The organism is Bradyrhizobium sp. SZCCHNS30572 (genome assembly GCF_032484415.1).
GTDB lineage: Bacteria > Pseudomonadota > Alphaproteobacteria > Rhizobiales > Xanthobacteraceae > Bradyrhizobium.
In genome coordinates, this window is record NZ_JAUESY010000008.1 from 447,773 (window position 1) to 468,148 (window position 20,376).

The 20,376-nt window shown below is 63.9% G+C and carries 19 protein-coding genes; 7 read left to right on the forward strand and 12 right to left on the reverse strand.

Going from position 1 to position 20,376, the window contains the following annotated elements; translation table 11 throughout:
* The first annotated feature begins 184 nt into the window (after positions 1 to 184).
* Positions 185 to 988, forward strand: a complete 804-nt coding sequence (locus QX048_RS24580) for a DUF2076 domain-containing protein (RefSeq protein ID WP_315716671.1) — start codon at positions 185 to 187, stop codon at positions 986 to 988.
* Positions 989 to 1,076: 88 nt separating this feature from the next.
* Here the strand turns inward: QX048_RS24580 and QX048_RS24585 are convergent, their stop codons facing one another.
* Positions 1,077 to 1,868 carry a L,D-transpeptidase gene (locus QX048_RS24585; protein WP_315825398.1) on the reverse strand — a complete coding sequence of 264 codons (792 nt, stop codon included), beginning with the start codon at positions 1,866 to 1,868 and terminating at the stop codon, positions 1,077 to 1,079.
* A gap of 307 nt (positions 1,869 to 2,175) precedes the next feature.
* Between QX048_RS24585 and QX048_RS24590 the strand changes: the two genes are divergently transcribed.
* Positions 2,176 to 2,955, forward strand: coding sequence for a protein phosphatase CheZ (locus tag QX048_RS24590; protein WP_315716668.1), 780 nt, complete (start codon positions 2,176 to 2,178; stop codon positions 2,953 to 2,955).
* Positions 2,956 to 3,067: 112 nt separating this feature from the next.
* Here QX048_RS24590 and QX048_RS24595 read toward each other — a convergent pair whose 3' ends face one another.
* A complete protein-coding gene (locus QX048_RS24595) occupies positions 3,068 to 3,577 on the reverse strand; it encodes a hypothetical protein (RefSeq protein WP_315716667.1) in 510 nt (169 codons plus the stop codon).
* Positions 3,578 to 3,907: 330 nt separating this feature from the next.
* On the opposite strand from QX048_RS24595, the gene groES reads away from it, so the two are divergent.
* From groES to QX048_RS24610, 3 genes are all read left to right on the forward strand, one after another.
* Positions 3,908 to 4,204 carry a co-chaperone GroES gene (groES, locus tag QX048_RS24600; RefSeq protein ID WP_008961387.1) on the forward strand — a complete coding sequence of 99 codons (297 nt, stop codon included), beginning with the start codon at positions 3,908 to 3,910 and terminating at the stop codon, positions 4,202 to 4,204.
* Positions 4,205 to 4,325: 121 nt separating this feature from the next.
* Positions 4,326 to 5,969 carry a chaperonin GroEL gene (groL, locus tag QX048_RS24605; protein ID WP_315716666.1) on the forward strand — a complete coding sequence of 548 codons (1,644 nt, stop codon included), beginning with the start codon at positions 4,326 to 4,328 and terminating at the stop codon, positions 5,967 to 5,969.
* Between the two features lie 140 nt (positions 5,970 to 6,109).
* Complete coding sequence (locus QX048_RS24610; protein WP_315825399.1) at positions 6,110 to 7,300, forward strand: hypothetical protein; 1,191 nt, start codon at positions 6,110 to 6,112, stop codon at positions 7,298 to 7,300.
* 340 nt (positions 7,301 to 7,640) lie between these two features.
* Here QX048_RS24610 and QX048_RS24615 read toward each other — a convergent pair whose 3' ends face one another.
* Both QX048_RS24615 and QX048_RS24620 read right to left on the reverse strand, forming a co-directional pair.
* Positions 7,641 to 8,000: an META domain-containing protein gene (locus QX048_RS24615; protein ID WP_315825400.1), complete on the reverse strand. Its 360-nt coding sequence runs from the start codon at positions 7,998 to 8,000 to the stop codon at positions 7,641 to 7,643.
* A 198-nt stretch (positions 8,001 to 8,198) separates the two neighbouring features.
* A complete protein-coding gene (locus QX048_RS24620; RefSeq protein ID WP_315825401.1) occupies positions 8,199 to 9,863 on the reverse strand; it encodes an L-lactate permease in 1,665 nt (554 codons plus the stop codon).
* A gap of 322 nt (positions 9,864 to 10,185) precedes the next feature.
* Here QX048_RS24620 and QX048_RS24625 point away from each other — a divergent pair, with 322 nt between their 5' ends.
* On the forward strand, positions 10,186 to 11,946 hold the full coding sequence (locus tag QX048_RS24625) for an ABC transporter ATP-binding protein/permease (RefSeq protein WP_315825402.1): 1,761 nt from the start codon (positions 10,186 to 10,188) through the stop codon (positions 11,944 to 11,946).
* Positions 11,947 to 12,031: 85 nt separating this feature from the next.
* On the opposite strand, the gene QX048_RS24630 is transcribed toward QX048_RS24625, so the two are convergent.
* The 4 genes from QX048_RS24630 to QX048_RS24645 form a co-directional block, all read right to left on the reverse strand.
* Complete coding sequence (locus QX048_RS24630; RefSeq protein WP_315716661.1) at positions 12,032 to 13,027, reverse strand: TorF family putative porin; 996 nt, start codon at positions 13,025 to 13,027, stop codon at positions 12,032 to 12,034.
* A gap of 487 nt (positions 13,028 to 13,514) precedes the next feature.
* Positions 13,515 to 13,985, reverse strand: coding sequence for a hypothetical protein (locus tag QX048_RS24635; RefSeq protein ID WP_315825403.1), 471 nt, complete (start codon positions 13,983 to 13,985; stop codon positions 13,515 to 13,517).
* 75 nt (positions 13,986 to 14,060) lie between these two features.
* The gene (gene glcF / locus QX048_RS24640) at positions 14,061 to 15,383 is read right to left on the reverse strand and encodes a glycolate oxidase subunit GlcF (protein ID WP_315825404.1); all 1,323 of its coding nucleotides are present in this window, start codon (positions 15,381 to 15,383) and stop codon (positions 14,061 to 14,063) included.
* Entirely contained in the window at positions 15,380 to 16,618 is a 1,239-nt protein-coding gene (locus tag QX048_RS24645; RefSeq protein WP_315810769.1) for an FAD-binding protein, read from the reverse strand. Before QX048_RS24645 ends, glcF begins: the two co-directional genes overlap by 4 nt.
* Positions 16,619 to 17,203: 585 nt before the next feature.
* Here QX048_RS24645 and QX048_RS24650 point away from each other — a divergent pair.
* The gene (locus QX048_RS24650; protein ID WP_315810770.1) at positions 17,204 to 17,542 is read left to right on the forward strand and encodes a putative quinol monooxygenase; all 339 of its coding nucleotides are present in this window, start codon (positions 17,204 to 17,206) and stop codon (positions 17,540 to 17,542) included.
* A 190-nt stretch (positions 17,543 to 17,732) separates the two neighbouring features.
* On the opposite strand, the gene QX048_RS24655 is transcribed toward QX048_RS24650, so the two are convergent.
* The 4 genes from QX048_RS24655 to QX048_RS24670 all read right to left on the reverse strand — a co-directional run bounded on the left by QX048_RS24655 (position 17,733) and on the right by QX048_RS24670 (position 20,353).
* Entirely contained in the window at positions 17,733 to 18,434 is a 702-nt protein-coding gene (locus tag QX048_RS24655; RefSeq protein ID WP_315810771.1) for a hypothetical protein, read from the reverse strand.
* Between the two features lie 135 nt (positions 18,435 to 18,569).
* Complete coding sequence (locus tag QX048_RS24660; protein ID WP_315810772.1) at positions 18,570 to 19,532, reverse strand: DUF4238 domain-containing protein; 963 nt, start codon at positions 19,530 to 19,532, stop codon at positions 18,570 to 18,572.
* A gap of 79 nt (positions 19,533 to 19,611) precedes the next feature.
* Entirely contained in the window at positions 19,612 to 20,139 is a 528-nt protein-coding gene (locus tag QX048_RS24665; protein ID WP_315810773.1) for a hypothetical protein, read from the reverse strand.
* A gap of 7 nt (positions 20,140 to 20,146) precedes the next feature.
* On the reverse strand, positions 20,147 to 20,353 hold the full coding sequence (locus QX048_RS24670) for a hypothetical protein (RefSeq protein ID WP_315810774.1): 207 nt from the start codon (positions 20,351 to 20,353) through the stop codon (positions 20,147 to 20,149).
* Positions 20,354 to 20,376: the final 23 nt, after the last annotated feature.

The following is a 20,376-nucleotide window of genomic DNA, read 5'->3' on the forward strand; positions in this document are numbered from 1 at the left end:
AAAGGCCGCCCGGCTGCGTTCCTCCTGTAGTGCGGGCAACATCGAGGTCCAAAACGCTGCGCAAGCCCGAGAGACGCTGTGTCGCATACGGAAATTTAATCCGCGCCCCGGCTGGCCGGGCCACAAAGTCCCCCTAAATCTTGGCCGCGCTTGGCCGGAACAAGGCAAGCGGCAGGAGAACGACATGACACCGCAAGAACGCCAACTCATCGACGATCTGTTCGACCGGCTTGCCAAGTTGGAGAGTGCACCGCGTGATCCGGAGGCCGCCGCCGCCATCGCCCAGGCGCTGCAGCGGGCTCCCAATGCCGTCTACGCGCTGGTGCAGACGGTGCTGGTGCAGGACGAAGCCTTGAAGCGCGCCAATGCCCGCATCGAGGAGCTGCAGCACGCCCAGGCCCCGCAGCAGGCCCAGTCCGGCGGCTTCCTCGATTCGATGCGCGACAGCATCTTCGGCTCGGGCAGCCGCGGTTCGGTCCCCAACGTGCCGCCGCCGTCGCAGAGCCGACCGGTCTGGAACAGCGGTCAGGCGATGCCCCCGGGCTACCAGGGCCAGCCCGGCTATCCCGGTCAGCCCGGCCCTTACGATCAGGGCGGCTTCGGCCAGCCGCGTGGCGGCATGTTCGGCGGTGGAGGCGGCTCGTTCCTCGGAACGGCGGCGGCCGCTGCGGCGGGCATGGTCGGCGGCTCGCTGCTGCTCGGCGGCATCCGCTCGATGATGGGCGGCGGGTCGCATCAGGCGTTCGGTGACACCACGATCATCGAGGAGCGCGGCGGTGGTGCCGGCCCGTGGAGCGGCGACCAGTCCAGCGGCTCGCTGGCGCGCGACGCCGGTCTCGACGACATCGGCCGTTCGGGCGGCGACGGTGGCCGTGCCGGCCTGTTCGACCAGGCGAACTATGACGACAGCGGCAATGACAACGACGCGGCCGACTTCGACGCTGATGACGGCTATGGCGACGACGACGGTGGCAGCGACTACGCTTGATGCTCCCAGGTCGCAGCGAACTGAAGAATGCGAAAGGCCGCCCCACGGGCGGCCTTTTTCAGTTGCGGATGTCGTGCAGCGGCGGTCGTCAGAGCACGATGACCCGAGCACCGACGTTCACGCGGCCATAGAGGTCGATGACATCCTCGTTGCGCATCCGGATACAGCCTGACGAAACGTTGGTGCCGATCGTCCATGGCTCGTTCGAACCGTGGATCCGATACAGCGACGAGCCGAGATACATCGCGCGTGCGCCGAGCGGGTTCTGCGGTCCGCCCTCCATGTGCCGCGGCAGGTCGGGCCGGCGCGCGAGCATTTCCGGCGGCGGCGTCCAGTCCGGCCATTCGCGCTTGGCCGAGATCGTCTTCACGCCCGACCAGGTGAAGCCGGGGCGGCCGACGCCGATGCCATAGCGGAGCGCCCTGCCCTCGCCCTGAACCAGATAGAGGAACTTGTTCGGCGTATCGATGACGATCGTGCCCGGCCGTTCTTTGCCGTCGTAGTCAACGATCTGTTTCTCGTATTTCGGATCGAGCGGCCGCTGCGTCTGCTCATAGGCCTCCTCATCCGGTACTCCCTGCTGCGGGACCATGCCCGGCGCCAGCCGCTGCGGCTCGTAGTAGGACGGCTGCTGCTGGTACATCGGCTGTCCCGGCGGAGGCGCGCCGCGGCCGCCTTGCGGATCCCCGAACAGGAATTCGATGAAGCCGCCACCCATGCGCGAGCGTTCGACATAGGCGGTGCGCACCGGCGCGGACTGCTGCGGCGGCCCGCTGTAAATCACGGTCGGCTGCTGAAATCCCTGGGCCGCAGCCCGATCCAGACCTGAATGGAATGCGCATGCGCCGGCCAGCAGCGCTGTGGAGAATGATTTGAACATCGACGTACTCTGTACTGTTTCGTCTGGAGACTGTTCGTCGCGCGAGGCGGCAACGCCGCCGCGTATCGTCAATAAAGAGCAAAACCCGATCGCTTTGGTAAACGCGGGAGGCGCCGGGATTCACCATCGCTGCATACGTCGGCGGTTTTGATCGCTAGCGTTTATTTTGCGTGAAGGCCGGCGGAGCGTGGTTAATAGTTGACGCACGATGCACGCCAGCGTTGCCCAACGGCGGTTCCTGGCGTGAACGCGATGTTAAATAGCCTCTGCGTAGAACTGATCCGAGCAAAAGGTCAGGGATACTATCATGGCTGTTCGCAAGCGTTTCCGTATCGAAGAAGCAATCGTCGGCCATATGCCGGAGCCTGAATTCGTGGGCGGCGAGATCGGCCCCAACCACAAGGAAATCATGGACGAGCTGCGCGCGATCCGCTCCCAGATGGCCAATGCGATCCGCAGCGGCGGCAGCAACACGGCAAACGCCGCCATCGAAGAGTCCGCCGCACGCGAGGTCGCCGAAGCGCGCGCGCTGCTCGAGACCTATCGCGCCCAGATCGAGCAGTGCGAAAAGCTCAAGGTCGAGCTCGACCTGATCCACGACGCGATCAACCGCACCAAGGGCGAGATCGCGACCCTCCATGCCAAGAGCTTCAACGGCGAGGAGATGGCCAAGGTCAACGGCGAGCTCGGCGCGGTCGTCGGCGGCACCGAGCAGGCGACGCAGCAGATCCTGGAAGCCGCGGAGGCGATCGACCAGGCCGCCAGCGCGCTGTCCAAGGTGGACTCGGCCGACCAGCAGAAGATCCTGAGCGAAGAGATCCAGGAGCGCGTGGTCTCGATCTTCGAGGCCTGCAACTTCCAGGACCTGACCGGTCAGCGCATCAACAAGGTCATGACCACGATGAAGTTCATCGAGCACCACATCGTGGTGATGATGGACATCTGGGGCGGCGTCGACGCCATCAAGGCGCATACGCCGCCGATCGTCGACCACCGCGAGGGCGACGCCCGGCTGCTGAACGGCCCGAAGGCGGAAGGCGACGTCGGCCACGCTTCGCAGGACGACATCGACGCGATGTTCAACTGACCTCGGCCAGTCCCAGCGACCGCTCCAGGCAACGTCACCATACAGGAACGCCGGCGCTATCGCCGGCGTTTTTCGTTCGACTCTCGACCTTTGCGGGATGTTCGCCCGGATCTCAGGCGCGCGGTCCGCAGCGGACGTAGACCATCGTCTGGTAACGGGTCGCCGCATCCTTGTCGACGAAGCGGGTGATCAGCACACGGCCGTCGAAGGAGACGACCTCGCGGTCCTGCTCGCCGCCGGGCGGTCCGGCCGGGCCGATGTAGTTCTTGCCGCTGGCCGATCCCTTCAAGCGCAGTTCCTGGGGAGTCGCCTGGTCGGCTAGGTGCATCACGACACCACCGGACGTGCCTGCCCCGATGACGTAGGGCTGTTTGCACTGCGCCAAAGCCATCTTTTCGGTGCGCGGGCGGTCATTCGGGTTGTTGTAGGCGGCAAGCCCCCATTTGCCCACGAGATCCTCGGCGCGAATCGTGGCCGGCACCTCGGGCTCGACCGGCGCCTCGGTCTGCTGCATGGGGGTCGACGGCGACAGGCTGAAGCCCGTGCACGCTCCCAGAAGCATCGTGAGCGCTGACGCGATCGCGAGATTGGCAACCGGCCGCGCGCACCGTGAACTCGTCATGGCATCCCCTTAGGAACAAGATCATGGCTGCCCCGTCCGGCAACCAAGCGCAAAACGCTCGTCAGAGCAATGACGTCGGATGACGACGCCGCTCCACTAACATGTCTGGCCCGGGACAACATCCCCTAACAGCCTCAAGAACGGCTTAACGGCTGGCCGTTGCTTGACAGGAACAGCCGCAAGCCATATTTCCCCGAGCGGTCTTTAGCACTCGGAGGGCGGGATTGCTAAGGCTGCGAGCCAGTTGGCGCCAAGTGGGCGTTCAATGTGGCCGCATTCAGATTTCCTCCGACAGCAACACTTATCCAAGCACCCCAAAAGGGATCCGTCATGGCCAAATCGAAGTTTCGTCCCCTGCACGACCGCGTCGTGGTTAAGCGCATCGACGCCGAAGAGAAGACCAAGGGCGGCATCATCATTCCCGACAGCGCCAAGGAAAAGCCCTCGCAGGGCGAAGTCGTCGCCGTCGGCCCGGGCGGCCGCGACGAGAGCGGCAAGCTGATCCCGATCGACGTCAAGGTCGGCGACCGCGTGCTGTTCGGCAAGTGGTCCGGCACCGAGGTCAAGCTGGACGGCGAGGAACTCCTGATCATGAAGGAGTCCGACATCATGGGCGTCGTCGCCTGATCCCGACCTGTCGGGGGCGGCGATCAGCCGCCCCGGGCGAAAATGCTCTGCAACCTCGTTCCGGCGACAGACGGGCGATCACGCCCCTCGCCGTCGAGGTCTACTCCAGGAGAATTCTGAAATGGCAGCCAAGGACGTCAAATTCGCCGGCGACGCACGCGACCGCATGCTGCGCGGCGTCGACATTCTCGCCAACGCCGTCAAGGTGACGCTCGGCCCGAAGGGCCGCAATGTCGTCATCGAGAAGAGCTTCGGCGCTCCGCGCATCACCAAGGACGGCGTCACCGTCGCCAAGGAGATCGAGCTGGAGGACAAGTTCGAGAACATGGGCGCGCAGATGCTGCGCGAGGTCGCCTCCAAGACCAACGACACCGCCGGTGACGGCACCACCACCGCGACCGTGCTGGCCCAGGCCATCGTGCGCGAGGGCGCCAAGGCGGTTGCCGCCGGCATGAACCCGATGGACCTCAAGCGCGGCATCGACATCGCGGTGGCCGCCGTGATCAAGGACATCGAGAAGCGCGCCAAGCCGGTCGCCTCGTCCTCCGAGGTCGCCCAGGTCGGCACCATCTCCGCCAACGGCGACGCCGCGATCGGCAAGATGATCGCCCAGGCGATGCAGAAGGTCGGCAACGAGGGCGTCATCACGGTCGAGGAGAACAAGTCGCTCGATACCGAGGTCGACATCGTCGAAGGCATGAAGTTCGACCGGGGCTATCTCTCGCCCTACTTCGTCACCAATGCCGAGAAGATGACCGCCGAGCTGGACGACGTCTACGTGCTCCTGCACGAGAAGAAGCTGTCGGGCCTGCAGGCCATGCTGCCGGTGCTCGAAGCCGTGGTGCAGTCGGGCCGCCCGCTGCTGATCATCGCCGAGGACGTCGAGGGCGAAGCGCTGGCGACGCTGGTCGTCAACCGCCTGCGCGGCGGCCTCAAGGTCGCCGCCGTCAAGGCGCCGGGCTTCGGTGATCGCCGCAAGGCCATGCTCGAGGACATCGCGATCCTGACCGGTGGTCAGCTGATCTCGGAAGATCTCGGCATGAAGCTCGAGAACGTCACGATCAAGATGCTCGGCCGCGCCAAGAAGGTCGTGATCGACAAGGAGAACACCACGATCGTCAACGGCGCCGGCAAGAAGGCCGACATCGAGTCGCGCGTCGGCCAGATCAAGGCGCAGATCGAGGAGACCACCTCGGACTACGACCGTGAGAAGCTGCAGGAGCGTCTGGCCAAGCTCGCCGGCGGCGTCGCGGTGATCCGCGTCGGCGGCGCGACCGAGATCGAGGTCAAGGAGAAGAAGGACCGCGTCGAGGACGCCCTCAACGCGACCCGCGCTGCGGTGCAGGAAGGCATCGTCCCTGGTGGCGGCGTGGCGCTGCTGCGCGCCAAGAAGGCCGTCGGCCGCATCACCAACGCCAATTCGGACGTTCAGGCCGGCATCAACATCGTGCTGAAGGCGCTCGAGGCTCCGATTCGCCAGATCTCCGAGAACGCCGGCGTCGAAGGTTCGATCGTGGTCGGCAAGATCCTGGACGAGAAGTCCGAGACGTTCGGCTTCGACGCGCAGACCGAGGATTATGTCGATATGGTCGCCAAGGGCATCATCGACCCGGCCAAGGTGGTCCGCACCGCGCTGCAGGACGCCTCGTCGGTCGCAGGCCTCCTGGTCACCACCGAGGCCATGGTCGCCGAGCTGCCGAAGGATGCTGCTCCGGCGATGCCGGCCGGCGGCGGCATGGGTGGCATGGGCGGCATGGGCTTCTGAGCCCTGCTTTCGACATCTCACATTCAGGAAGGCCGCCTCCGGGCGGCCTTCTTTTTGGCCGAGTGTCCGCACCGGGGGTGCAGCGACCGCAAATCGGCGCTACAGCTTAAAGCCGATTCTGCTCCCACAAGGATTTTCAGATGCGCGCGATTTTGCTTGCGCTGGCCGTGATTGCAGCGGCCGCGCCGGAACTCGGTTGGGCCCAGAGCAAGAGCGGGACCAAGGCCCCCGCCAACGAGACTCGGTATTTTACCGCGATCGACGGCCTGATGGACGGCAATGCCGACGTGATCCTGAAGGAGACGCGCCAGGGCAAGACCGTCACCGCCGCCACGCTCGACGTCTGCTATCCCGTCGCAAAGAATTCGGATCGCAAGGACCGCTTCGTGGTCAGCCTCACCGTCAATGGCCAGACCTTGACCGGTGCGACCCAGAGCAACGGCGCCAAGGAGCCGGTCACGGTGAAGCTGAATCGCAAGCCGACCGGCGACACGTTCGAGTTCCGCGGACAGATCGCGATCGGCAAGACCGTCACCGAGGTGGCGTCGACCGACAATTCCGACGTCAGCGAGAAAGAGTTCCAGGAGAGCCAGTCGAGCGACGACGGCATCAGCGCCCAGCCGAAGGACTTCACTGACGTCTCGCCCGAGGCGATCTCGGTCCGGCTCAAGCTAGACGCGGTGACCGACTTCCTCAAGAGCCTGAAGGGCGAGAACGTCGAAGTTTCGCTGTCGAGCCTCATCGTGAGCTGCGACGCACTGCGCGCGGGCGAGCAGACCATCAGCATGACCGTCGACCCCGAACGAGCCGGCGCGCTGATCGCGAAGGCGCGGACCATGAACGGCGTCGTCACTGCCGGCTGGACCGCCGGCACGGTCGAGATGGACCGCACCATCCGCTTTGCGGCGGCCGACTGGCGCGACGGTGACAAGATCAACAAGGACAAGCTGGCGGGCGCCATCTCCGACGTGCTGGCCAAGACCTACAATGCCAAGCCGACGAGTGCGGCGTGGAATCCGGTCAGCGGCAAGCTGAAGCTGACGTTGAAGCGGCCGAGCCAGCTGATGCCGGCGCTCGAGCTGACCGACGTCATCGAGGTCACCGGCCTCGTCTCGGCGGACAAGCCGGGCGGCGCCGACGCGCTGATGCTCTGGATCAGCAGCCCGACGACGACCACCATCGATGAGGCCTCGAGCGCCAAGCTGATCCTGTCGGACGAATCCTCGGGCGACGAGGAAGGCGACACGCGGGATGATGGCGGCGCCATCGACGAGCTGGCGAAGGCCTTCAAGGCCAAGCGCTGGGATGCGGACAACTCGGTCTGGAAGTAAGGCGAGCCATGACGGCATGGCGCCGCGATCTCAGATGCCACCCTCCCCTGGAGGGGGAGGGTCGATCGCGCGCGAAGCGGGCGAGCGGGGTGACGCCGCGGGCACCGGGGCACGTGGAGAGATCACCCCACCCCGCCTCCCATTCGCTGCGCTCATGAGAGGCGCCCCTCCCCCTCCAGGGGAGGGTGACCGCGGGGCAGACCTCAAGGGTGCACACTGCGGAAGCGCGAGCGTGCGCAAGGCTGTTTGCTCAAATCATGATGCGGAAAGTGGAACGCATCATGCTCGAGCTTGAGCCCTCGACAGTCCCCACCAGGACTTTGGAAACGGCCGTCTCGGCTCAATTGGTGTTGAGCCGGAAGCGCAGCGTCTTCGGTCCGATGAAGATGATCAGGTCGCCCTGACGCTTCCAGTTCGTCACCGCGCTCAGCGCCGCGATCAGTTCGTCGTCAGCCTGCGCGCGCGCCACCGGGCAGTTGCGGTCCTCGATCTTGCCGGCGATGAACACGATGGTGTTGCCGGCGACCGAGAACTGCCCCTTGCCGCCCTTGCACCACAGCTCGAGCACAGCATCACCGTTGTCGCCGATGTCGAGATCCGGCACCCGCTTCGAGCCCGGCTGCGGCAGCGCATCCAGCGTCATCTCCATGCCGAAGGGAAATTCCTCCGCCGAGGCGGCGGCAAGGGGCACGGCCGACATCAACAGGGCCGCAGCCAGTTTGGCGCAAGCTCGCTTCACTACTCGCATCGTTCCTCTCGACACATCATCACGTGCAGGGCTCGCCTCTTAAGCGATCGGCCCGGCGACCGCCAGCACGGCTCCCGCACAAATGTGTTCCAAACATAGCAAGCCCCGCGCCGCAGCTACGGCGCGGGGCTTTTGTCGCTGCCGGTGTTGCTACTTCAGCACCATCGCCGTGAACGGATAGACATAGGCCTGCAAGGTGACGAACAGGCCGACCAGACAGGCCAGCACGATCGAATGCAGGAAGACGTAGCGCAGGATCGAGCTCTCGTGGCCGTACCAGTTGGTGGCGGTCGAGGCGACGACGATCGACTGCGCATCGATCATCTTGCCCATGACACCGCCGGAGGAGTTGGCGGCCGCCATCAGGACAGGGGACAGGCCGAGCTGCTCGGAGGTGATCTTCTGCAGGTTTCCGAACAGCACGTTCGAGGCCGTATCCGATCCCGTCAGCGCCACGCCCAACCAGCCGAGCAAGGTGCCGAAGAACGGATAGAGCACGCCTGTCGCGGCGAAGGCCAAGCCGAGCGTGGCATCGACGCCGGACAGCCGGGTCAGCGTGCCGATCGCGAGCATCGCCGAGATCGTGATCAGCGAGATCGCGCAGAGACGGATGGTGCGGCCGTATTCCGCGATCAGCTTGCCCGGTCCGACACCCATCAGGAAGCCGGAGATGATCGCGGCGATCAGCATGCCGGTGCCGGTGAAGGTCAGGTAGGTGAACGAGAACACCGCGCCTTCCGGCGTCGGCTTCGCAGCCACCGGCGGCATCTTGTTGATCAGCTTGTCGAGCTCGGGCACCGGATAGTTCCAGGTGAAGATCGAGTTCGCCCAGGCCTTGAAGGCGCCGTTGCCCCAGATCAGCATGATGACGCAGACGATGATCCAGGGCAGCAGCGCGCCCCAGAGCTCGGCTTGCGTCAGCGGCGTGCGGTCCAGCGGCTTCGCCGCCGTCATCGTGGCGGCCGATTCGTCACGCCCGCGCAACGCTGGCGACAGCCACAGCTGCTTGGGCTGCCAGACCTTGAGGAACAGGATCAGCGCGCCCATCGAGATCAGCGAGGCGCCGATGTCGACGATCCACGGATTGATGTAGTTCGAGATCAGGAATTGCGGCACCGCGAAGGAGACGCCGGTGACCAGGATCGCCGGCCAGATGTCCTTCATGCCCTTCCAGCCCGCGAACGCCCAGATCACCCAGAACGGCACGATCAGCGAGAACACCGGCAGCTGCCGGCCGACCATCGCGCCGAGGATGTAAGGGTCGAGACCGGTGACCGAGGCGAGGCCCTGGATCGGCGTGCCAAGCGCGCCATAGGCGACCGGGGCGGTGTTGGCGATCAGCGACAGGCCGGAGGCCGCGAGCGGCGAGAAGCCGAGACCGATCAGCACGGCACCGGTGATCGCCACCGGGGTGCCGAAGCCGGACGCGCCCTCGAAGAACGCGCCGAAGGAGAAGGCGACCAGCAACAGTTGCAGCCGCCGGTCCTCCGTGACGCCACCGATGGCGCGCTTCAGAAGCTCGAACCGTCCGGTGGAAACCGTGACCTGGTAGAGGAAGATGACGTTCAGGACGATCCAGCCGATCGGAAAGAACCCGGTGATGACGCCCAGAAACGTCGCGCGCAGCGACATGTTGGCCGGCATCGTGAAGACGAAGATCGTGATCAGGTTGGTCAGGATCACGGCGATGATCGCCGCGATGTGTGCCTTGACCTTGCCACTGGCGATCAGCACCAGCAGCGTCACCACCGGGACGGCCGCGGCCAGCGTCGACAGCGCCGGGCTCCCCAACGGGTCGTAGATTTGATTCCACATCGTGACTTCTCCCCCCACGTTCTTGTTGTTGGACCTGAGGCCGGCGGGACGGATCAGGTCTGCTCGCCCGGGCCCCCAAGCCTGGCACAGGTCGGAAAAGCAGATCACAAAACCGGCAACGCCCAACTCTGCTCAAATTCTCGCGAAATCTGGCGGCGGTCGCAGTCCCTCTCCCCTGCCCCATGCTACGGTTTGTCACACGCGACCGACAAGCCGGCGGCCACCCGCCAGATTACGACTTTAGTCTAGGCAGGCGGTGCCAACCGCGATTTTCTCGTTTTTCGCCAGCCTGTTAAGACCTTTTCTCAGGAGCAGCCCCTCTGTGAACAATCTGCGCTCGACCGTCGCCACCGTCTGGCGGATCGCCATTCCCTACTTCCGCTCCGAGGACAAGGTCGCCGGCCGCATCCTCCTCGCCGCCGTCATTGCGATCGAACTGTCGCTCGTTGCGATCCAGGTGCTGGTGAACCAGTGGCAGAACAGGTTCTTCAACGCGCTGCAGCAGTATGATTGGAACAGCTTCATCTGGGAAATCGGCGTATTCGCCGTACTGGCGACCATCTTCATCATCCTGGCCGTCTACCAGCTCTATCTCAATCAATGGCTGCAGATCCGCTGGCGGCGGTGGATGACCGACGTCTACCTGCGCCGCTGGCTGGACAACGCCACGCACTATCGCATGCAGCTCAAGGGCGACATCGCCGACAACCCGGACCAGCGCATTGCCGACGACGTGCAGCTGTTCGTCGACAAGACGCTGAACATCACCATCGGCCTGCTCAGCTCGATCGTCTCGCTCGCATCGTTCATGGTGGTGCTCTGGGGGCTGTCGACCGATGCCCCACTGCAGCTGTTCGGCACCGACATCGCGATCCCCGGCTACCTGGTCTGGATCGCGCTGATCTATGCGATCTTCGGGACCATCCTGACGCATTGGATCGGCTCGCCGCTCGTCAATCTCAACTTCGAGCAGCAGCGCTACGAGGCCGACTTCCGCTTCAACCTGGTGCGGGTGCGCGAAAGCTCCGAGCAGATCGCGCTGCTGCGCGGCGAAGGCGCCGAGCAAGGTCAGCTCGGAACCCGCTTCGGCCGGGTCGTGCAGAACTGGTACCAGATCATGAGCCGGACCAAGCGGCTGACGGCCTTCACGGCGGGCTATTCGCAGGCGGCCGTGATCTTTCCCTATGTGCTCGTTGCGCCGGCCTACTTCGCCAAGTCGATCCAGATGGGCGGCATCATGCAGACGGCGTCCGCGTTCTCGACGGTGCAGGGCGCGCTGTCGTTCTTCGTGACGACTTACCGGACGCTTGCCGACTGGCGCTCGACCGTCGCCCGCCTCGACGGCTTCGACATGTCCATCGAGAGCGCGCACAAGCTCTCGGGCGAGCCGCAGACGATCGATGTCGTCGACCATGCCGGCGACAGCATCGATCTCGCCCAGCTGCTGCTGAAGCTGCCCAATGGCCTGCCGCTGGTCGCGGCCGACGGGTTCAGCATCGGCAACAACGAGCGCACGCTGCTGACCGGGCCCTCCGGCGCCGGCAAGTCGACGCTGTTCCGCGCCATCGCCGGCGTCTGGCCGTTCGGCAGCGGCGCCATCAGCGTGCCCTCGCATGCCAAGCTGATGATGCTGCCGCAGCGGCCCTACTTCCCGATCGGCGCGCTCAAGGCGGCGATCGTCTATCCCGCGGCGGCGGACGCTTTCAGCGTCGAGCAGGTCAGGGAGGCGCTGGTGGCCGTCGGTCTGCCGCAACTGGCGGACCGCCTGGACGAGGACTCGCACTGGAACCGGATGCTGTCGCTCGGCGAGCAGCAGCGGCTCGGAATTGCCCGCGCGCTGCTGCATGCGCCCCAATATCTCTTCCTCGATGAGGCCACGGCCTCGCTCGACGAGCCGAGCGAAGCCAGGCTCTATCGGGTCATCGCCGAACGGCTGCCGCAGACCACCGTCGTCTCGATCGGCCACCGCTCGACCCTGCACGAGTTCCACGATCGAAAGGTCGAGCTGATTCGGGATGGCGACCGGTTCTCGCTGCGGCCGGCCGGACAGGCGGCCGACGCGACCGCGGATGGAGGCAGCTGACGCGAGCGCCGCTGCGCCAGCAAAGCAGAAGGGCGGCAGATTGCTCTGCCGCCCTTCGTAATGAGTTCGATCCGCCTTGCGGTGATTACTTCAGGTTGGTCATCGCCGTCAGGTCGACCGAGAGCTTGGCGATGCCGGTCGCGCCGCACCACTTCGAGCCGACGCCGGTCGGGTTGATCGCGGTCACGTTGGTCGTGCCGCTGCCGGTGAAGTCGCTGGTGAAGGCGTTGCAATCACCCTTGGAGAGGTTGGTGTCGGAGTAGCGCAGGTCCAGCGTGAACACCTTGTAGGTGAAGCCGACACCGATGTTCCAGGTGTTGTAGTCGGCATACTTGATACCATTCGGGAAGGCGGCCGTGCCGTAGAACGAGTCGGAGGTGCCGAACCACTGGCGGCCGAACTCACCCGACACATACATGCCGACGCCGCTGGAGCCGAAGGTGGTGCTGGGCGCGGTCCACTTGCCGGTGACCGATGCGTAGTTGCCCCAGGCGCCGGTGTTCAGGAAGCTCGGCGAGTAGAACTCGGTGATGCCGAACGTCCAGTTATCGTTCACCGTGTAGTTCATCTTGCCGTAGACTTCGAAGAACGAGACGTCCTTCTTCATCACGTTGAGGTTGGTCAAGGTGTTGGCCTGACACTCGGCGCTCAGGGCGCGGCCGGCGAAGTCCGTCGTGGCGCCACCGCCGTAGTAGCAGGTCCCGCCCGGATACAGATAGCCCCAGACGCCGATGTCGAAGGCGAAGGCGCCGAAGGTCGGGCGGACACCGCCGTAGATGTCGATCTCGGCAGCAGCGCGGTTCGGGAAGGAAATGCTCTCGCCGGCGACGCCGACGTAGAACTGCAGGTCCTTGTTGACGTTGAAGCGCGGCTCGAAATAGGCGGCCACCGACGGCTTGTGGTTCGACTGGGTGACGCCACGGAACACGTAGTCGTTCATGATCGCCGCGCCGAACGCGATATCCCAGGGATCGAACGCGACCGGAGGCGGAGCCTTATAGGCCTTGACCGCCATGTCCGCCGCCGAAGCCGATCCCGAAACCATTGCCAGCGCCGTTGCCAGCAAAGCCCACTTCTTCATGACGATCCCCATTACCTATTTCGAAAAGCCTGCCCCACCTTGGCCCCCCAGGGCGCAAACAAGACCGGCTGCGTCATCCAGACGCAATTTGTGCCAGGGTCTCGCCGCACGTGAAGCAAAAAAGCGCGGCATCTGCCGCCTTTTTGGGCGTTTTGACAATTCTACGGCAGGTAGTCAGCGCGTGTTGCATTTGAACAACAAATCTCCGTGTCCGAACGCACGCCAGGACGCACATTCGGTTGTGCCGACGCGCTGGAATCGTGGTGTCCCAAGCAAAACGACACGGCGTAGCGAGGTCGGATTCGCCCGGCCGTAGATCTGCGGGGGCGACGGCTCCGACGAACAGATCCATCGGCAATTAGGAGCCGACGCAGACGCCAGAAGCCAGACGACAGGCGCCGGCAACAAACGAGAAGGCCGCAGCGTTGCCGCCGCGGCCTCCCGATGTGAATTCGTCTGGTGGTGAGAACGATCCGGACCGGAAAGATCAGTTTCCGGGGGCGGTCCCCTCGCCGTCTTCGTGCTCCTCGGGTGCCGCGCTCGGCATCGCCCAGCTGGTCTCGGCAGCCGATTCGGTCTCGTTCACCGCCGGGGTCTCGACCAGCGGAGCCATCTTGGGAGCCCGCTTCTTGGCGGCCTTCTTCTTCGGCGCGGCAGGAGCCTTTGCGGCCGACGTCTTGGCCTTCTTGGCGGGAGCCTTCTTGGCGGCAGCCTTCTTCGCAGCAGCCTTCTTGGCAGGCGCCTTGGCCGCCTTCTTCGCCGCGGCCTTCACGGTCTTCTTCGCCTTCTTGGCGGGCGCCTTGGCGGCCTTCTTGGCAGCCTTTTTCGCGGACTTCGGTGCAGACTTCTTCGCAGCCTTCTTGGCGGACTTCTTCGTCGCCTTCTTCGCTGACTTGGCCTGCGCCATCAGCTTCTTCTTTTCTTTCTTGTCCTTCTTCGCCTTCTTGTCCTTCGCCATCAGAAACCCTCCAGTTGCCGCCGTTCGATCAGCTCGTCCGGCGGGACGGGCCGGCAGTCAGCACGCGCCCATCCGTCAAATCATTCCTGGCCGCGGACCGCCCGTCGCCCAGTCGAGAAGCTCAACGGTGTGCACGACGGGGACAGAGGTGCCGCTGGCAATCTGCATCATGCAGCCGATATTGCCCGCCGCGATCACATTCGGCTTGACGGTCGCGATGTTGGCGACCTTGCGATCGCGCAGCTTCATCGCGATGTCAGGCTGGAGAATGTTGTAGGTCCCCGCCGAACCGCAACACAAATGACTCTCCGGTATATCTTTCACCACGAATCCGGACTTGGAAAGCAATTCTTTCGGAATGCTCGTGATTTTCTGCCCATGTTGCAGTGAGCAGGCCGAGTGATAGGCGACGACGATGTCGTCGCGCCGAGAGGCGGAGGCCAGTTCGAGACCGGCGAGATACTCGGTGATGTCCTTCGCCATCGCCGACACGGCGGCCGCGGCCGCCGCATATTGCGGGTCTTCGCGCAGCATGTGTCCGTAGTCCTTGATGACGGTGCCGCAGCCCGAGGTCGTCACCAGGATGGCGTCGAGACCGCCGCGTTTCATCTCCGCGGTCCACGCGTCGACATTGGCGCGCGCCCGCGCCAGCGCGTCGGCATCCTGCCCCATGTGGTGGGTCAGCGCACCGCAGCATTGCTCGTCCCTGACCAGCACGACCTCGACGCCGTGCCGCGTCAGGACGCTGATCGCGGCCTGGTTGATGCGTGGCGCCAGCGCCGCTTGCGCGCAGCCCTGCAGCAGCGCCACGCGGCCGCGCCGCGCGCCCTGCGCCGCGAACACGCTGCCGCCCGCCGGCCCCGGCGGCGGCAGCGCCGCGGCAGGCGCCAGGTCGAGCATCGCCCTGACGCGCCGCAGCAGACCCGGCGCAGGTGTTCGCGACGCGGAGGACGCCGGCAGCAGCGCCTTCAACGGCCGGCCGAGCCGCGCCAGGGTCATCGCCAGCCGGAACTCGCGCGGCCGCGGCAGCACATAGGCGAGCACGGCGCGCAGCCACCGGTCGGTCAGCGGGCGCTGGTAGCGCTGCTCGATTCGCACCCGCGCCTGATCGACCAGATGCATGTAGTGGACGCCCGACGGGCAGGTCGTCATGCAGGACAGGCAGGACAGGCAGCGGTCGATATGCTTGACCACGTCGGCGGTCGGTGCCTGGTCCTTCTCGAGCATCTGCTTGATCAGGTAGATGCGCCCGCGCGGGCTGTCGAGCTCGTCGCCGAGCAGCACATAGGTCGGACAGGTCGCGGTGCAGAACCCGCAATGCACGCAGGCGCGCAGGATCTTGTCGGCGACCGCGATGTCGGGATCGGCGAGCTGCGCCAAGGTGAATTCGGTCTTCATGACGCAACGCTCCGCCGGATACGGCCGCGGTTGAGAATGGTCTTGGGATCGAAGGACACGCGAACCCGCTCCTCCAGCGCGGCGACACCCGGCGGCTGCGGGTGGAAGACGTCGACCGCCAGACGCATCTCGTCCCACGCGCGCAGCAGGGTGGCGTGACCGCCGACGGCCTCCACCTGCTTGCGCACCAGCCCCGCGGACGCATCGGGCTGCGGCGGCAGCGCGGCCCAGATCAGCCCCCCGCCCCAGTCATAGATCACCTCGCCGCCGGTCTGGCGCGTCAAGGCCTGCCCGATGGCGCCGCCCGACACCGGCGGGCAGACGATCCGCCACACCGTCCAGGCCCCGAGCGGGCCGTTGGCGGCGAACGGCAGCACGTCGCGCACGGCGCTCCAGACATCGGCGGAGGCGTCGTCCGCGATGATCTCGGCCGCACCGTAGGTCGCGAGCTGCCGGGCAAGCGACGCCGCCCGATGCGCGGCGGAGGCCGTGATGCCCTCCAGCCTGATCACCGTGACCGCCTCGCGCGGCGAGCCGATCGGGCTTAGGCCTTCGACCTCCGGCCGCAAGGTCGAGGCCGGCAGATGCGCGGCTCCGGATACATCGAACGGCGAACCGAGCGCCGCCGTCATGGCCCGGTTGGCCTTGAGGTCATCGAGCCCGCGCAGCACCAGGCTGCGCTCCGACTCCGGCCGCGGCATCACCTTCAGGGTCGCCTCGGTCATGACCGCCAGCGTGCCCCAGGAGCCCGCCAGCAGCTTGCAGAGATCGTAGCCGGTGACGTTCTTGACCACCTTGCCGCCGGTCTTGAAGCTCTCGCCGAAGCCGGAGACGGCATGCGCCCCGAGCAGGTGGTCGCGCACCCCGCCGGCGCGGATGCGCCGCGGACCGGCCAGCCCCGCCGCAATCATCCCGCCCAGCGTGCCCCGGCCCGTCGTGCCGAGCAGCGGCCCCGTGTCCATCGGCTCGAACGCGAATTGCTGGCTCTTCGAATCGATCAGCGACAAGAGGTCGGCGAGCGGCGCCCCGGCCTGCGCGGTGATGATCAGCTCGTTCGGCTCGTAGGCGACGACCGCGCTCAGCGCCGACAGGTCGAGCACGGCATTGGTCGCGGTGACCTGGCCGATCCCACGCTTCGAGCCATGGCCGATCACGTCGAGCGGCTGCTCATTGGCGATGGCCGAGCGGACCACCTCCTCGACGTCGGCTGCGTTGCGTACTTTCAGGGCGTCCACCACTGCTCGCCTTGCTCGTTGATGATGACCGGCGGCCCAGCGCAACGCGCGGCCACCAGCGTTGCAGCCCTTCTAAAGCGTTGCGGGCCGGACACAAGGGCGGCCACGACGGAACGTTCACGCGCGATCTGCATGGCCTCGCCGTCGTGCTCTGCGGCATCGAGGCCTCGCTGCCTGCGGGACTATCGCATATGACGCCGTCAGAGTCCGGCCGAGCTGTTTCAACGTCGTCATGGCCGGGCTTGTCCCGGCCTGCGCGGCCGAAGCCGCTTCGGCGCGGCGAAGGCCCGGCCATCCACGTCGTCGAATCCGGAGAAGGAAAGACGTCGATGCCGGGCCTTCGCCCCGCGAGGCGCCAGGCCCCGCAGGCGGAACAAGCCCGGGCATCGCGTACTCCCCAGCCCGTAGGGCGGGTTAGCGAAGCGTAACCCGCCGACCTTCCGAGACACATGGCGGATGACGCCTTCGGCTAATCCGCCCTACGCCCTCATGTGCACATCCATCCTTCGTCCGCCATCGAAGGATCGGATGCAGGAACTGCGGTATCGTTGCCCTTGCAGCACTTCAACGAAAGGACCGATCACAATGACCGGATATGCAATCGAGACGAAAACCGTAAACGAGGCCGTCAGCGGCGGCGGCCTGCTGGTGGTGGCGCAATGGGAGGCGAGGGCCGGCGAAGCCGACCGCGTCGCCGAGATCCTGTCGCGCTTCCTGCCCGAGGCGCAGCGCGAGCCCGGCGCAAAACTGTTCCTGATCTCCCGTGCCAAGGACAACCCAGCGCAGTTCCTGTTCTACGAGCTGTTCCGCGACGAAGCCGCGTTCAAGGCCCACCAGGAGAGCGACCACTTCAAGACCTACATCGCCGGCCAGGCCCTGCCGCTGCTGGCACGGCGCGAGCGGGTGCAGTATGGGCTGATTTAGACACACCGCTTTCTTGAAATCGGCCGTGGTGGACGGGCTGAGCTCCCGCCATATCCGATGCAGCCATGCTCCGCCCCGGGTCTCGCCGTCGGCCGGCCCGAGGACGCGGTGGCGAAGCGTAACCCGCCGACTTTTCGAGCGACTGAGGAAGAAAGCTCGAGGATTGCCGAAGAAATTGGATCGGTCGGTGTCAAGCATTGGCATCTTGCGCGAGCGGCTCCTTTAAGGGCGGCTCGCCCAGTACTTCGGCCTTGATCTTTCGCCAATGGAAGTCAAAAACTTCGCGACCTGCCTCAACCAGCCGCTTGTCGGCTTCGTCGTAATCTTTGTCCGTTGGATTCTTGTGCTTCAAAATGTCGTCGCTCACCTGCCACAACGCTTGTTGATATTGCTTCTTTTGATTCAGCAGTAAGTCAAGCTTAGTTCCGAGATAGGATAATCGTCGATCGTCGGCGGCGTTTGCCTTTTCCCGGGCGTTCGGATCGGCTTCTCCTTTGGCGTCGGGGTTCTCGCACATCAAGATCGAGTGATATTCTGAAAGGGTATCGCGCAAGTCCTTAAGCCAATCGATGCGCACGTCGGCGAGCGCTCGCGTGCCAGCATTCCTGGCGTTCATCATCGCAGCATCGGCTGAGGTCTTTGCTGCCTCAGCTGAGATTCGTGCAGCATCGGCCGATCTCCTTGCCACGCTCGCTTGCCGCCAACTTGCAACAAACCCAAGCAAGCCAACCAAGAAAGCTACGACGGACGCAATCAGTGCCGCCGGATTCGCTAGCAAGGGTTGTATTGCAGCTACTAATCCACCACGTAATGGCACGGCCACGAGCCATCCGGCGGCAAAACCAATTGCCAGCATGCCCATCCAACGGACAAGATGAGTAACCTTGGCCATCACAACTCCATGAGACTATCTATAGAAGAACTTATCACCTTCAGATTGATTTCAACAGGTTGCGCGACGCTACAAAATACTCCTTGCACGTAGTTCGAGAGTTCGATCAGTCACTGATTCCCATTTTGGACTAACCTAACGGCTGTCTTTCGTGGATTTAACCCGGATCGTCGACACGAGCATATATCCGGTGGGCGTCTTTATCTCGGTCGACACTGGCTCGATCCGAAAAGATCGATGCTTGTTGAGAAATCCTTCAACCCAATCATAATTGTCACGAAAAAAGACGAGTTCTTCTCCGCACCGCGCAATGGTTTGATTTATCGCGCGGACTTCTTTTCGGGAAGGCGTAAGCAAACGACACCGAAACGCCTTGAAGGTAGAATCTTTGTTCAAGTCGCGCGCATCAAGGTCGGGACGAATGCGCAACGCAAGATCGGGTGCCAGCGGCACAAGCCTGTTGACGATCCTCGGGTCGTCTGAGAGTTCTATACCGCTTGCGAAATCGGTCGTGAAGAACGGACTGTCCTTGGCATCCTCATTTATCAGTATATCCCAAGCTGAATTCCCCCAGATATTCACCCGGTCCATGATGCCGTTGATACCAAGCGCTTGCGGATACTTTTTGTCGATCGTTGTTTTGAGCACCCCACTTTCGATTAACTCGGTATAGCTTTTGCCGCCGAGCGCTTCTGGTGCCTTTGGAATTTCTCCCGAGGCGTCGAGGATCTTACCGGTGGCTTCGACCGTGCTCCGTAACGGATCAGCATGCAGCCGCATGGCTGCTGGCGAACAGCTCGTAACATAGGCGGCGAAGCCCGCAATCACATGGACGGTAGCATGGCTCGGTCTGCCCGTTCGCAATTCTGCGATGGCTTCGTTGTATTTGGGCTCAACCGTTTTAAGGAATTCTTCGATCGCTCGATCATTCACCAGATATTCGTTGGTGCTGCCGTTCTGAATGCGGCAGACGTCTTTCGAGCTGCATGGGAAAACATGGCTGTCGCGCTTGCGAAAGCCATACATCTGCTTTCCGCCAAGCGCCGGCGAGTAAAACTGCCGCAGATGAACCTGCGAAACATAGTGATCGAGCGGCATCGTAGACGACCAGGAAAGATGATAGGTGCAGCAGTCCGTGGGCGGGTGAGCCGCTCTACGCGTTTAACCTGAGACCGAATCAAAGAGCGCTACCTAACGACTTTACCAGCTTCCATAGCTTGACATTCACCTTCTCAAGTTCGTCTGCCGTTGACTTGATATCGGAGACGCGAAGGGGCTTGCCCTTGCTACTGTGGAATAGCGGCGTCAACAAAACGTCTGCGAGAGGCGTCTCACTGTTTAGGGTCACCATCATCCTTTGATGCGCAATGAGGTTGCGCATGCCTTTATGGGTATTGAACTCCTTGTGTATCTCGGACCACAGCGCGACCTCTTTGGGTTTGTTCGCGTGCAGGATCATGAAGTTGACCAGTTGCGCTTTCCTATCCAGGCTGCCTTGCGAGGCGAACATCTTCTTGGCCTCCTCGATGGGCACCGGAACAGCCAATATGCAAAAAATGACAGCCAGCAGGTTTTCCGCGTTCGACAGCTCGATAATGGACCGACCTGCCTGTTCGTAGACCTCTTTCTTTTCGGTTTCGCCGGGCGACGGTGGCATAAGAGCCCGAGCGATGGCTTCAATAGCGGGGCTAACCTTTTCGGACATTCTATCCTCAGTGCCTGAAGATTAGACCAATGACCGCTAAGCCAAACCCCATGCACCATTGCCAGTACTTCAGCCAGAAGTCGGCTAAGGCATGGGCGACCTCTGAGGTCCAATGTTTCTCGTAGTCACCTTGCAGGATGAATACGGAGCCGTTGGGGTCATTGCGGGGCGGCACATAATTGCCTTCCCACCAGCGTTTCAACAATTGTTTCATGCGAATCACTCCGTTTTTTAGAC

Coding starts and splice junctions, on each gene's coding strand:
- QX048_RS24650 (WP_315810770.1), top strand. CDS start 17,204: ATGACCGGATATGCAATCGAGACGAAAACCGTAAACGAGGCCGTCAGC.
- QX048_RS24610 (WP_315825399.1), top strand. CDS start 6,110: ATGCGCGCGATTTTGCTTGCGCTGGCCGTGATTGCAGCGGCCGCGCCG.
- QX048_RS24615 (WP_315825400.1), bottom strand. CDS start 8,000: ATGTCGGCCGTGCCCCTTGCCGCCGCCTCGGCGGAGGAATTTCCCTTC.
- QX048_RS24670 (WP_315810774.1), bottom strand. CDS start 20,353: ATGAAACAATTGTTGAAACGCTGGTGGGAAGGCAATTATGTGCCGCCC.
- QX048_RS24630 (WP_315716661.1), bottom strand. CDS start 13,027: ATGAAGAAGTGGGCTTTGCTGGCAACGGCGCTGGCAATGGTTTCGGGA.
- QX048_RS24665 (WP_315810773.1), bottom strand. CDS start 20,139: ATGTCCGAAAAGGTTAGCCCCGCTATTGAAGCCATCGCTCGGGCTCTT.
- QX048_RS24580 (WP_315716671.1), top strand. CDS start 185: ATGACACCGCAAGAACGCCAACTCATCGACGATCTGTTCGACCGGCTT.
- QX048_RS24655 (WP_315810771.1), bottom strand. CDS start 18,434: ATGGCCAAGGTTACTCATCTTGTCCGTTGGATGGGCATGCTGGCAATT.
- groL (WP_315716666.1), top strand. CDS start 4,326: ATGGCAGCCAAGGACGTCAAATTCGCCGGCGACGCACGCGACCGCATG.
- QX048_RS24585 (WP_315825398.1), bottom strand. CDS start 1,868: ATGTTCAAATCATTCTCCACAGCGCTGCTGGCCGGCGCATGCGCATTC.
- groES (WP_008961387.1), top strand. CDS start 3,908: ATGGCCAAATCGAAGTTTCGTCCCCTGCACGACCGCGTCGTGGTTAAG.
- QX048_RS24595 (WP_315716667.1), bottom strand. CDS start 3,577: ATGACGAGTTCACGGTGCGCGCGGCCGGTTGCCAATCTCGCGATCGCG.
- QX048_RS24590 (WP_315716668.1), top strand. CDS start 2,176: ATGGCTGTTCGCAAGCGTTTCCGTATCGAAGAAGCAATCGTCGGCCAT.
- QX048_RS24620 (WP_315825401.1), bottom strand. CDS start 9,863: ATGTGGAATCAAATCTACGACCCGTTGGGGAGCCCGGCGCTGTCGACG.
- QX048_RS24660 (WP_315810772.1), bottom strand. CDS start 19,532: ATGCCGCTCGATCACTATGTTTCGCAGGTTCATCTGCGGCAGTTTTAC.
- glcF (WP_315825404.1), bottom strand. CDS start 15,383: ATGAAGACCGAATTCACCTTGGCGCAGCTCGCCGATCCCGACATCGCG.
- QX048_RS24635 (WP_315825403.1), bottom strand. CDS start 13,985: ATGGCGAAGGACAAGAAGGCGAAGAAGGACAAGAAAGAAAAGAAGAAG.